Origin of the sequence: Microbacterium sp. BDGP8 (assembly GCF_029991045.1) — a bacterium.
In the GTDB taxonomy this organism is placed as follows: Bacteria; Actinomycetota; Actinomycetes; order Actinomycetales; family Microbacteriaceae; genus Microbacterium; species Microbacterium plantarum.
In genome coordinates this window covers 2,302,481-2,314,110 of sequence record NZ_CP120712.1, presented here as the reverse complement: position 1 = coordinate 2,314,110, position 11,630 = coordinate 2,302,481, and the positions used below count along the sequence as shown (strand labels likewise).

Sequence of the window (11,630 nt, the reverse complement as noted above, 5' to 3'; positions counted from 1 at the left end):
GGGAACGGGGCCGCTGAAACCGGCCCAAGTGGGACCTCGGCGGCGGTCAGGACGGGCGAGGCAGGGTCCGGAGCATCTCGACCGCTGCCCGCGCCCCCTCGGGTGAGCCGTCGAGCGCGCTGAGAGCAGCGGCGACCCGGATGTCGAAGTCGGCCGGGGCCGATGTCAGACGGGAGACTCCGGGGACGATGCCTTTCTCGTTGATGGCCCAGGCTCCGGCGTCGGCGTGCCACGCGTACGCAAGCCGCACGGCCGCGTTGCTCAGGCAGAGACTGAGGTAGGCGGTGTCGCCGCGACCAGCGACCTTCGCTGCGGCGTCCACGAGGAAATCCACCTGCCACAGATCGTCGAGGAAGGCCTGCCGCAGCGGCTCGGGGTAGGGAATGAGGGCAGCGGAGCTTTCGCGCAGGAAACCCGCGCCATCCACGAGCGGCTTCGCGAGCGCGACCTCGCCGGCGTATGCGACGTCCAGGAACCCGAATGGATGCCCCGGCTGTGCGTGGAAGGCGAACTCGCCGCGACGAGCCCTTGCGACCTGAGCTCGAACGCGGTCGGCGTCGCGGATGATGACGTCGACGGGCATTCCCGCGATCGTCGCCCACGCGCCGCTGTCCACCCACGGGCCCCAGCTCCCGGACGGTCCGATGGTGACCGGCGTCGTCGCCCAGCGAGACACCGACGCGGAGAGGACGCCGCGGTCGAATGTTCGCCCGTCGACGTAGACGCCGAGATCGACGTCCGAGCCGGCGGCATGCGTGCCGCGCGCGCGGCTGCCTCCGAGCGCCACCGCGACCACGCCCGGCGTCGCTGCAACATCACGCGCGATGCGAACCAGATCGGCATCCGAAAGCATGCCGCCAGGCTAGCCCCCGCCCCCGAGGTCCCACTTGGGCCGGGAATGATGCCGCCATACCCGGCCGAACTGGGACCTCGACGGGCGCGAACCCCGCCCAACGGGGACCTCGGCGGGTATCAGCGCCGAAGGATGCGGCGCGCGAGGGCGTTGCCGAGGAACTGCACGCCCTGCACGAGCAGGATGATGATGATCACGGCCGCCCAGGTCACCCACGGGTTGAACTGACGGAAGCCGTTCACCAGCGCGAACTGACCGAGGCCACCCGCCGCGATCGCGCCGGCGACCGCGGTCATGTCGACGAGCGCGACCACGATGAAGGTGTAGCCGAGCACGAGCGGTCCGAGCGACTCGCGGGGGACCAGCCGGAACAGGATGCGCGAGCGGCTCGCACCGGCGGCGCGGGCAGCCTCGATCACCCCAGGGCGCACCGTCAGCAGGTTCTGCTCGACGATGCGTCCGATGGCGAACATCGACGCGATCGAGATCGCGAAGACGGCGAACTCGATGCCGATGCCGCGGATGCTGAACGCGCGGGCGAGCGGCTGAACCGCGGCCATGAAGATGATGAACGGGATCGGCCGGAACGTGTTGACGATCACATTGACGATGCCGAACACGACGCGGTTGGGGAACAGGCTGCCGGCCCGGGTCGCGTACAGTGCGAGGCCGATGAGGAAGCCCGCGATACCGCCGAACACGAGGCTCAGCGTGATCATGTAGAGCGTCTCGGCCGTCGCCGGCCAGAGGTCGGGGAGCAGGTCGATGAGCCTATCCACGGGAGTCCTCCTCGATGAGCGGTGCGTGGGCGGATGCCGCCGCCACGGCACGGTCGACGGCATCCTTCTCACCCGACAGAGCGAGCGTCAGATGCCCGAAGACGCGCCCGCGGATGTCGTTGATGCCGCCGTGGATGAGCTCGAACCGGACGCCGTGCGACGACAGCGCCGCGAACACGTCCGCCTGCGGCGACTCGCCCTCGCGGATCGTGAAGGTGACGATGCGGCCGGGGTGCCGGGCGCGCAGTGCCGCGAGCTTCTCACCCGTGGGCGCCTCATCGATGATGCTCGCCACGAAGCGGCGCGTGGCGTCGTGCGACGGTGCCGAGAGAACGTCGAACACGTCGCCGCTCTCGATGACGCGTCCATGTTCCATCACGACGACGCGGTCGGCGATCGCGCGGACGACTTCCATCTCGTGGGTGATGACCAGGATCGTCACGCCGAGCTCGGTGTTGATGCGCTTCAGGAGGGCGAGCACCTCCTGAGTCGTGTCGGGGTCGAGAGCGCTCGTCGCTTCGTCCGCCAGCAGGATGCGGGGGCTCGTCGCCAGCGCCCGCGCGATGCCGACGCGCTGTCGCTGCCCGCCCGAGAGCTGTTCGGGGTAGTTCTTGGCCTTGCCCGAGAGCCCGACGAACTCCAGCAGTTCGGCCACGCGCTGCTTGACCTCGGCACGCGAGCGGCCGGCGACCTCGAGGGGGTACGCGACATTGCCCGCGACGGTGCGCGAGTCGAACAGGTTGAACTGCTGGAAGATCATGCCGATGTCGCCGCGGAGGGCGCGCAGCTCGCGCTCGCGGAGCCCCGTGATGTCGCGGCCGTCGATCTCGACGCTGCCGCTCGTCGGCGTCTCGAGAGCGTTGACCAGGCGCAGCACCGTGCTCTTCCCCGCGCCGGAGTACCCGACGATGCCGCATACGGTTCCTGCCTCGATCTCGAGGTCGACGTCATCGACCGCGACGACGGGCTCGCCGCCCTTGGTGGACGGAGGGAAGCGTTTGGTCACGCCGGACAGGCGGATGAGGGTCATGCGGGGCTCCTCGAACGAGACATGCGTGTGCGGCCCGTCCGGGGGAGCGGGCCGCACACGCGGGGATGTCACTGGTTGGCGCGGATGTCGTCCTCGACCTGCTTCAGGGCGGAAGCGAGCTCGTCCTTCGGCGTCTTCACGAGCACGGCCGAGCCGCCGGACGCCTCCTGCAGTCCGTCGGTGACCGCCTGGGTGTCCTGGAAGATCTCGACGAGCTTCTGGTAGGTCGGGTTGTCGGCGTCCTCGGCCTTCGCGGCGAAGATGTTGATGTACGGCTGCGCGCTCGGGTCGCTGGGGTCGTCGGTCGCGAGCGCGTCGTCGAACTTCAGGCCGGCATCCTCGACGAAGTCGTTGTTGATGATCGCGGCGGCGACATCGGGCAGCGACGTCGCGGTGAGGGCGGCGTCGAGCGCCTCGACCTTGACCTTCGAGCCGGGCTCGACGTCGGCGGTCGTCGAGAAGACCGACCCCCCGTCCTTGAGCTCGATGAGGCCTTGCGCCTGCAGCACGAGCAGCCCGCGGGCCTGGTTGCTCTCGTCGTTGGGGACGGCGACGGTGGCGCCTTCGGGGATGTCGTCGACCGAGTCGTACTGCGTCGAGTACAGGCCCAGCGGGTAGGTCGCGGTCGAGCCGACGGCCACGAGGTCGTCTCCCGCGTTCACGTTGTAGGTCGCGAGGTAGATGATGTGCTGGAACTGATTGAGGTCCAGCTCGTCGGCCGACAGCGCGGGGTTGGGCTGCGTGTACTCGGTGAAGTCGACGATGTCGACCTCGATGCCTTCCTCGGCCGCGGCCTCCTTGTAGGTCTCCCAGTAGGGGTCGCCCGCGCCCACGACGCCGATGCGCACCGGGCCGTCCTGCGCGGCGTCACCGGCGTCGCCGGCGCTGGCGTTCGACGCGCACGCGCCGAGCAGGAGGGTCAGGGGGAGGGCCAGGGCGGCCGCGGTCAGAAGTCGCTTGGACATGAGTGGTGCTCCTCGGATCGGGCACCGCGGGGCGGTGACCCGCCCGTGCGCGACCGGGGTCGCGCTCGCCTCATCGCGGTGCCCTCCGACGGTAAGCGCCACGGGTGGACGGGGAGTAATCGTCGCGTAACACGGCGTCTCCCGATATAAGGGCGTCGGCCGCGCCCCCGGTTCGCGACGGGGTCGGAGACCATGTAACATTGCTGATCGTGCATCGCACAGCGACGCGCGCCGCCTTAGCTCAGACGGCAGAGCGATTCACTCGTAATGAATAGGTCAAGGGTTCGATTCCCTTAGGCGGCTCCACAACGAAAGGCCCGAACTCCGAAGAGTCCGGGCCTTTCGCGTTCCCGTTGGACGGGCCGCCGCGCGGCTTACAGCGTCGCGGCGAACGGGTCGAAGTCGATCGGCACGGTGGGCACGGGCGCCACGGTGCTCGCGACCTTCACGAACTCGCCCGAGGCGGCCGATTCCTGCGCCGAGAGCATGACGTCGAGCACGTGGTAGCCGAGCTCGCCGGTGGCGACATGCGGCCGGTCCTCCGCGATCGCGCGGACCATGTCGAGCAGGCCCAGGCCGCGGCCGGTGAGCTTGCCCTCCTGCTCGATCTCGATCCACTCCTGCTCGCCCCAGTTGCCGTCCGAGATCGACTTCCGCGCCTTGACGTAGGCGATGCGTCCTTCGAACTGGTTGGGGTCGGGGAGCACGATGGAGCCCTCGGTGCCGTGCACCTCGAACACGCCGTGGCGTTCGAGGGCCGAGTCGAAGCTCAGCAGGCTCGCCGCCTGCTGACCCGCCTCGAAGGCCGTGATGACCTGCATCGTGGTGGGCACCTCGACGGGGAAGACGGTGCCCGCGTTGGGCCCGGCCTGGATGGTTCGCTCCTCGAGCTTCTTACGCCCGACGGCGGCGACGCGGTCGACCGACCCGAAGAGGCTGACGAGACCACTGAAGTAGTACGGACCCATGTCGAGCAGCGGTCCGGCTCCCTGGGCGAAGAGGAACGCGGGGCTCGGGTGCCACAGGTCGGGGCCGACGGTCTGGAACGTCGTCGACGCGAACATGGGCTCGCCGACCACACCGCTCTGGATCGCGCGCTTCGCGGTCTGGAAGCCGGGGCCGAGGAGCGTGTCGGGGGCCGAACCGATGCGCAGGCCCGCGGCATCCGCCTGGCGCAGGAGCTCCGCCGTGCTCTCGCGGTCGAGGCCGAGCGGCTTCTCGGTCCAGACGTGCTTGCCCGCCGCGATCGCGCGCGAGGAGATCTCGACGTGGACGGCGGGGATCGTCAGGTTGACGACGACGTCGACATCGGGGTGCGCGAGGACATCGTCGGTCGTGCCCCATCCGGCGACGCCGTGCTTCTCGGCCTGAGCCTTGGCGCGGTCGACGTCGAGGTCGCCGAGGATGACGACGCGGACATCGGGAAACGAGCCGAGGTTCTCGAGGTAGGTGTCGCTGATGACACCGACGCCGACGAAACCGACTCCGACGGGCCCGGTCATGCGCTGACTCCGTTCTCACGCAGGAACGCCAGGCTGGCGGCGACGTCGGCGAAGACGTCGCCGGGTGCCTTGTCGTATTCGACGACGGCGTACTTCAGAGCGGTCGCCGCGCGCAGCGACTCGGCGAGGGGGACGTCGCCCGTGCCGGCGTGACGCTGATCGAGGCTGTCGGATCCGAACTCCGCGGCTCCTGGGGCCCAGGGGTTGGATGTCGGGACGACGCCGTCCTTGACGTGGACGGCGATGAGCCGGTCGCCGAGGCTCTTCACGAGGGCCGGGACGTCCTGGCCACCGGTGAGCGCCCAGAAGAGGTCGAGCTCGAGCGTGACGCGCTCGTCGAGGAGCGAGACGAAGCGCTCGTAGGCGCTCTGACCGTCGAAGGACGCGACGAACTCCTGCGCGTGGTTGTGGTAACCGACGCTCAGGCCGAAGCCGGCGGCGATCTCGGCCTGCGCGTTCAGGCGCTCCGCGATGTCGGCGACGCCGTCCTCGGTGAGCCACCGCTCGGGGGCGACGAACGGGTCGATGACCGTCTTCATGCCGATCGTTGCGGCGGCCTCGTAGACGACCTCGGGTGCGGGGGTGGGGATGGAGCCGTCCGGCGTCCAGAGCTCGTCGGTCAGCAGGGGAGCGTGACCGGTCGGCGAGGTGAGGCCGGCGGCATCCAGCGCCGCGCGGATCTCGGTCGGACGCGAGACGAAGTCGAACGCCTCGACGTGTGCGAATCCGATCTCGGCGAGCTTCGCCAGCGAGCCGGACATGTCGGCGGAGAACTCCTTCGCAAGCGAATAGAGCTGGACGGATGCCTGGACCTGAGTCACAGTCGACCTTCTTTCGTACGTCATCGTGCGGGGTGCCTGTGGTGGCACGACGTCACGCTAACACGTAATACATCCAGGTGGAGGTTTCTTGTTACAGTCGCGGTGTGAGCAACGACGATCGCGCGAAGATGGGGCGCCCCGGCGCGTACGCCAAGGGTGTGGCGCGACGTCAGGAGATCCTCGACCGCGCGATCGAGGTCTTCCAGGAGCGTGGGCTGCAGGGAACGTCGCTGCGGCGGATCGCCGAGGCCATCGGGGTCTCGCACGCCGCACTGCTGCACTACTTCGAGTCGCGCGAGCAGCTCCTCGTGGCCGTGTACGAGCACGCTGAGACGCAGCGCGGACAGCGCGGTCGGACTCCGCCCGAAACGGCGATCGGGGTGATGACGCGCGCAGCCGTCGACAACCTCGAGGTTCCGGGCCTCGTCGAGCTCTACTCGATCCTCGTCGCCGGTGCGCTCGAGGCGGGGAGCGAGCACGGCAAGCGCTTCTTCACGGCCCGGTTCGAGCGCATCCGAGGCGAGCTGACCGAGCGGCTGCGGGCCGAGCAGCGTGCGGGAACCGTTCGTGACGACGTGCCGGCGGAACAACTGGCGGCTCTGCTCATCGCGGCATCCGACGGCTTGCAGATCCAGTGGCTCCTCGAGCCCTCGATCGAGCTCGAGCGCACGCTCGCCTCTCTCGCAGTGCTCCTGCGTCCGTCATGAATTCGCACCCGGCGTGAACCATACTGAGTGCATGGCCCGAGCGACCCGCTTCCCGAGCCGGCGGCGCGCGTGACGACGACTCTCGATGCGGTCCTCGAGATCCTCAGCTGGGCGGGCTTCGGTGGCGCTGTCACGTTCGGCGTCGCGCTCCTCGTGCTGTGGGCGGCGGACGGGACGTGGCTTCCGGCCGACGCGCTCGTCGACCACGAGCCCGACGGCACGTGGGTGCGCTGGTTCGACGACGAGGGTGAGGCGAACAGCGCGCGGGTCGATGAGCACACGGCGGCGCTCCTCGCGGGCCGCGATCGCGCCGACATCTGGTATCGCCACGGGTGGCGGGGAAGGATGCGGCTGACCCGTCGGCCGCCGGTTCGCCGACTGCTCGTCGGCTTGTCATCCGGATTTCTCGCTGTGGGCGTCGTCGCGCTCGTCGCATCCTGGATCGTCCTCTTCGTCCGCGGCTGAGCGGGGTCTCGAGTCGGCAGACGGACTGGCGTATCCGAATGTAGCTAGATAAGCTACCTACGTGAATAGCGAACGAAGTGTCCCACGCTGGCTGCGCATCGGCATTCCCGCCCTGCTCGTGCTCGTCTGGCTCGTGGGCGGCTCGGTGGGTGGACCCTACTTCGGGCGCGTCAGCGAGGTGGCCACGAACGACCAGTCCTCGTTCCTCCCCGCGAGCGCCGACGCGACGAAGGTCAGTGAGCGCCTGACCGACTTCACCGGCGGTGAGGAGATCCCGGCGGTCGTCGTCGCCGCGGCATCCGATCCGCTCGACGAGGCGCAGCTCGCAGCACTCGGCGAGCTCGGCACCGCCATCGGCGAGCTCGACGGTGTCGGCGAGGTGTCGCCGCCCATCCCGTCCGAGGACGGTCTGGCTGTCCAGGTCTTCGTGCCGATCGACGCCTCGGGGGAGGTGCGCGACGTCGTCGAAGAGGTCCGGGCGCTCGTCCAGGAGGACCTGCCCGCGGGCGTCGAAGCGTGGGTCACGGGGCCCGCCGGGTTCACGGCGGATCTCGCCGAGGGCTTCCTCGGCATCGACGGACTGCTTCTGATCGTCGCGCTGGCCGCGGTGTTCATCATCCTGGTCGTCGTCTATCGCTCGCCGTTGCTGCCGATCCTCGTTCTGCTCACATCGGTCTTCGCGCTGTGCGTCGCCCTCCTGACGGTCTGGTGGCTCGCCAAGGCCGACATCGTCGTCCTCAACGGACAGGTGCAGGGCATCCTCTTCATCCTGGTGATCGGCGCGGCGACCGACTACGCCCTGCTCTACACGGCTCGTTACCGCGAGGCGATCGGGGCGGGCGCATCCCGCTGGGACGCGACGCTCCGCGCCTGGAAGGGCGCTGTCGAGCCGATCCTCGCCTCGGGCGGCACCGTGATCGCGGGCCTTCTCTGCCTGCTGCTCAGCGACCTGGCGAGCAACAAGGCGCTCGGTCCGATCGCCTCCATCGGCATCGCGTTCTCGATGCTCTCGGCGCTGACCTTCCTGCCGGCACTCCTGGCGCTGTTCGGGCGGGCCGCCTTCTGGCCCTTCATCCCCCGCACCGGCGCCATCGATCTTCCTGACGACCCGCGTGAGCCGGTTCGCGGACTCTGGCCGCGTCAGGCGCGTTTCGTCGCACGTCGTGCCCGGACGGTCTGGATCGCGAGTACCGTCGTGCTGCTCGTCGGCGCTGCAGGCGTGCTGCAGCTCAACGCAAACGGTGTGCCCTCGAGCGACCTCGTGCTCGGAGCCTCAGAAGCCCGCGACGGTCAGGCCGCTCTCGCCGAGCACTTCCCGGCGGGGTCGGGCAGCCCGGCGTCCGTCATCGTTCCGCAAGACCGTCTCGCCGACGCGCTCGCCGTGCTCGAGGAGAACCCCGGCATCTCATCGGTCGCCGCGGTCGCAGCGGATTCACCCACCGGACAGGTCTCGGTGGCTCTCGAGGGCGGCGAGCCGGTCTTCACCGCCGCCGGGCCCCCGGGGGCACCGGCCCCCGAGCCGACGGTGTCGGAGGGCGATGTCCTGCTGTCGGTGACGCTCGCCGATCCGGCGGACTCGCTCGAGGCCGAGCAGACGGTGCGCGATCTGCGAGCAACGTTCGCCGACGAGGCACCCGAGGTACTCGTGGGCGGGACCACAGCGACGAACGTCGACACCAACGACACCTCGATCCGCGACCGGACAGTCATCATCCCGGTCATCCTGGTCGTGATCCTGCTCATCCTGATGCTGCTGCTGCGCTCGATCCTCGCGCCGGTGCTGCTCATCCTGAGCACCATCCTGTCGTTCGGCACGGCGTTGGGAGTGAGCGCCCTCGTGTTCAACCACGTGTTCGACTTCCCCGGAGGCGATCCCGCGGTGCCGCTGTACGGCTTCGTGTTCCTGGTGGCGCTGGGGGTCGACTACAACATCTTCCTCATGTCGCGTGTTCGTGAGGAGACTCTCGAACACGGAACCCGTCGAGGCATCGCCCGGGGGCTCGTGGCGACCGGCGGGGTCATCACCTCGGCGGGGCTCGTGCTGGCGGCGACGTTCGCGGCTCTCGGCGTCATCCCGATCCTGTTCCTCGCGCAGATCGCCTTCATCGTGGCCTTCGGGGTGCTGCTCGACACCTTCGTCGTCCGCTCGCTCCTCGTCCCCGCACTCGCTCACGACATCGGCCCCGCCATCTGGTGGCCGTCGAAGCAGTGGCGACGCGAGCGGGACGTGCAGCGCGAGGACACGCGGCGTACCCTCGACGCATGACCCGTGCCCTGTTCATCGTCGATGTCCAGAACGACTTCACCGAAGGCGGAGCACTCGGTGTGACCGGGGGTGACGCGGTCGCCGCGGCGATCACGCGTCACCTCCGGGAGCACGCCGGCGATTACGAGATCATCGTCGCCTCGCGCGACTGGCATCACGGCGATCATGACAACGGTGGGCATTTCGCCGTCGACGAGCCCGACTACGTCGACACCTGGCCGGTGCACTGCGTCGCCGACACCGCGGGCGCGGAGTACGACCCCGAGCTCGACGTGTCCGCCGTGACCCACCACGTGAAGAAAGGGCAGGGCGTGCCCGCGTACTCGCTCTTCGAAGGGACGACCGAGGAGGGGCATGCCGTCGCCGACCTGCTGACGCAGCACGGGGTCGTCGACGTCGACATCGTCGGCATCGCGACCGACTACTGCGTGCGCGCATCGGCCCTCGACGCGATCGCGCACGGTCGTCGGGTACGCATCCTGACCGACCTCGTGGCGGGCGTCGCGGAAGAATCGAGCGCGGCCGCGCTCGCCGAGCTGGCCCACGCGGGCGCGGCGCTCGCCGCCAGCACGGACCGGTGAGAGCTCAGCCGCCCGGCTTCTCCGGCTTCCCCGGCTTCTGAGAGCCCGGACCGTTGGACATCGGCCCCGCGCCGCTGTTCGCACCGGGACCGTTACCGTTGCCGCTGTTCTCGCCCGGTGCTGATCCGTTGCTCCCCGCGGGAGGCGCGTCGGTGATGACCGTTTCGGTGGTCGGGGTGTCGGCTGGCACGATGTCGGCCGGCACAGTGTCGGTGGTTTGCGCCGGAGCGCCGGCCTGACCGGTGCCGGGGGCGACGACAGTCTGCGTCCCCGTCGTGACATCGTCCGCGGGCGTTTCTGGCTCCTCGCTCTCGCCTGCATCGCCGTCGACGCCCGAAACGGACGGGGACGGAGTCTCGACGACGGTCGGCACGGCGACATCCGTCACCGGAGAGGCCTGCGGCGGCATCAGCATGAGATGTGCGGCGACCACCACGCCAGCCGACGCTGCGGCGAGGGCGCCGACAGCCATCGCCGTCCGCTTTCGGTGACGCTGTCGGGCGGCGGTGACCCGTTCCGGTGCGGACGTTGCGGTCGCACTGAGGCTGGGCGAGAAGAACGTGGGTTCCGTGCCTGCTCCGCGTGCCGCGAGAGCCGCGGCTGCCGTCACGGGGGCGTCGAGGTTCGTCGGCGACGCGGTCCCGCGCGTCGAGGTGAGCGGCCACGCGGCGGTCGCGACGTCAGACTGAGCGGCGCGGCTCGCGGCGGGCACGAAGCCGGATCGCGCCGCTGCTGTGCTCGCCGGGAAGGCGACGGTGGCTTCTCCCGCGACGTCGGCCTGGGCGCGCGCCCCACTCAGCCGTGACATGACCTCGAGCGCGGTCGGGCGATCCTCGGGGCGGCGTGCTGTCATCGCGCACAGCAGGTCGCGCCAGTGATGATCGAGCCCCTGGGGCATGTCGGGATCGCGTGACAAGCGTGCCAGCAGCTGGCCGCGATTGCCGTCCGACCCGGAGAACGCGCGCTCGCCCGTGGCCGCCTCGAGCATCACGAGGCCGAGGGCGTAGATGTCCGACGGCGGGGCCGGGTCGGCCCCGTGCAGCAGCTCGGGAGCAATATAGGCGGCGGTGCCGATCAGCAGGCTCGGTGAGGTGACACGTTCGCTGTCCAGAAGGTGGGCGATGCCGAAGTCGGCGAGCTTGGCGCGCAGCGGAACCCCCGGGACCGTCGAGCGCGCGAGGAGGATGTTGGACGGCTTCACGTCGCGGTGCACGATTCCCGCGTCGTGGACGACGTGAAGCGCGTCCGCGAGCTGGCCGCCGAGCGCTGTGAGCTCGCCCTCGTCGAGCACACCTGTCGCGATCCGCTGGGCCAGCGTCGTCCCGACGACGTGCTCCATCACGAGGAAGCGCGGTTCGGCCGTCAGATGGGCGTCGAACAGCGTGACCAGTCCCGGGTGGTTCAGCGAGGCGAGCAGGCGCGTCTCGATCGCCGCACGATCGGACGCGGCACTGTCGGTCAGCTCGGGCCGCAGCACTTTGACAGCGACCGGGCGTCCGAGGGCCTCGTCGCGCGCGAGGAACACCCGCGCCATGCCGCCCGAGCCGATCGGCTCGACGACGCGATACCGGCCCGCCAGGAGGGCGCCCGGCAGCGCGACATCATCGTTCGCGACACCGTCGATCATCCCGCGTCCTCGTCCTCGGCCGTCCCCACCGCGA

The 11,630-nt window shown here is 69.7% G+C and carries 11 protein-coding genes and 1 tRNA gene; 5 read left to right on the top strand and 7 right to left on the bottom strand.

Annotated elements, in window-relative coordinates; translation table 11 throughout:
* Nucleotides 1-46 precede the first annotated feature (46 nt).
* The 4 genes from P6897_RS11280 to P6897_RS11265 all read right to left on the bottom strand — a co-directional run bounded on the left by P6897_RS11280 (nucleotide 47) and on the right by P6897_RS11265 (nucleotide 3,627).
* Nucleotides 47-853 (bottom strand): nucleotidyltransferase domain-containing protein, encoded by an 807-nt coding sequence (locus tag P6897_RS11280; protein WP_282501273.1) that lies wholly within the window; start codon nucleotides 851-853, stop codon nucleotides 47-49.
* Between the two features lie 119 nt (nucleotides 854-972).
* Entirely contained in the window at nucleotides 973-1,632 is a 660-nt protein-coding gene (locus tag P6897_RS11275) for an ABC transporter permease subunit (protein WP_181574219.1), read from the bottom strand.
* Nucleotides 1,625-2,662 (bottom strand): methionine ABC transporter ATP-binding protein, encoded by a 1,038-nt coding sequence (locus P6897_RS11270; protein WP_282501272.1) that lies wholly within the window; start codon nucleotides 2,660-2,662, stop codon nucleotides 1,625-1,627. Before P6897_RS11270 ends, P6897_RS11275 begins: the two co-directional genes overlap by 8 nt.
* Nucleotides 2,663-2,730: 68 nt before the next feature.
* On the bottom strand, nucleotides 2,731-3,627 hold the full coding sequence (locus P6897_RS11265) for a MetQ/NlpA family ABC transporter substrate-binding protein (RefSeq protein WP_282501271.1): 897 nt from the start codon (nucleotides 3,625-3,627) through the stop codon (nucleotides 2,731-2,733).
* A 230-nt stretch (nucleotides 3,628-3,857) separates the two neighbouring features.
* Between P6897_RS11265 and P6897_RS11260 the strand changes: the two genes are divergently transcribed.
* A tRNA-Thr gene (locus P6897_RS11260) sits at nucleotides 3,858-3,933 on the top strand.
* Nucleotides 3,934-4,001: 68 nt separating this feature from the next.
* Here P6897_RS11260 and P6897_RS11255 read toward each other — a convergent pair.
* Nucleotides 4,002-5,129, bottom strand: coding sequence for a Gfo/Idh/MocA family oxidoreductase (locus tag P6897_RS11255; protein WP_282501270.1), 1,128 nt, complete (start codon nucleotides 5,127-5,129; stop codon nucleotides 4,002-4,004).
* The gene (locus P6897_RS11250; RefSeq protein ID WP_282501269.1) at nucleotides 5,126-5,950 is read right to left on the bottom strand and encodes a sugar phosphate isomerase/epimerase; all 825 of its coding nucleotides are present in this window, start codon (nucleotides 5,948-5,950) and stop codon (nucleotides 5,126-5,128) included. Before P6897_RS11250 ends, P6897_RS11255 begins: the two co-directional genes overlap by 4 nt.
* Before the next feature lie 128 nt (nucleotides 5,951-6,078).
* On the opposite strand from P6897_RS11250, the gene P6897_RS11245 reads away from it, so the two are divergent.
* The 4 genes from P6897_RS11245 to P6897_RS11230 all read left to right on the top strand — a co-directional run bounded on the left by P6897_RS11245 (nucleotide 6,079) and on the right by P6897_RS11230 (nucleotide 9,969).
* The gene (locus P6897_RS11245) at nucleotides 6,079-6,657 is read left to right on the top strand and encodes a TetR/AcrR family transcriptional regulator (protein WP_282502591.1); all 579 of its coding nucleotides are present in this window, start codon (nucleotides 6,079-6,081) and stop codon (nucleotides 6,655-6,657) included.
* Nucleotides 6,658-6,726: 69 nt separating this feature from the next.
* Entirely contained in the window at nucleotides 6,727-7,122 is a 396-nt protein-coding gene (locus tag P6897_RS11240; RefSeq protein ID WP_282501268.1) for a hypothetical protein, read from the top strand.
* 61 nt (nucleotides 7,123-7,183) lie between these two features.
* Nucleotides 7,184-9,388 carry an efflux RND transporter permease subunit gene (locus P6897_RS11235; RefSeq protein ID WP_282501267.1) on the top strand — a complete coding sequence of 735 codons (2,205 nt, stop codon included), beginning with the start codon at nucleotides 7,184-7,186 and terminating at the stop codon, nucleotides 9,386-9,388.
* On the top strand, nucleotides 9,385-9,969 hold the full coding sequence (locus P6897_RS11230; protein WP_112617185.1) for an isochorismatase family protein: 585 nt from the start codon (nucleotides 9,385-9,387) through the stop codon (nucleotides 9,967-9,969). Before P6897_RS11235 ends, P6897_RS11230 begins: the two co-directional genes overlap by 4 nt.
* A gap of 4 nt (nucleotides 9,970-9,973) precedes the next feature.
* On the opposite strand, the gene P6897_RS11225 is transcribed toward P6897_RS11230, so the two are convergent.
* Nucleotides 9,974-11,596, bottom strand: coding sequence for a serine/threonine-protein kinase (locus tag P6897_RS11225; RefSeq protein ID WP_282501266.1), 1,623 nt, complete (start codon nucleotides 11,594-11,596; stop codon nucleotides 9,974-9,976).
* Nucleotides 11,597-11,630: the final 34 nt, after the last annotated feature.